This window comes from Bradyrhizobium sp. 25ACV (assembly GCF_054863005.1).
Window position 1 is genome coordinate 1 of record NZ_JAVAYO010000094.1, and the last position, 272, is coordinate 272.

The window sequence follows — 272 nt, forward strand, 5'->3', positions numbered from 1 at the left end:
GCCGAATTCGAGAGCGAACTGTATCAATCCTGGGAAGTCGATTCCGATAATGTCATCTATGCGATTGAAGACGATCCACTCGACCTCTACCTCATCCTCAGTGCAATTTACACACGGTACACGCGCGTGTTCGCAAACGTGACCAACAGCCACGTCGTCCTAACCCCGTCTGGCAGCAAAACGCTTGCCATCGGAGCCCTCATGGCAGCGGTCGAGCACGACATGGCAGTGCGGTATGTCGAAGCGGTCTCTTACGAAGTGAAATGGGATCG

Annotated in this window: 1 pseudogene; it reads left to right on the plus strand. The window is 54.0% G+C overall.

The window, feature by feature from the left end:
• Positions 1 to 272 (plus strand): annotated as a pseudogene (locus tag RAD04_RS38715) (hypothetical protein); the annotation flags it as partial.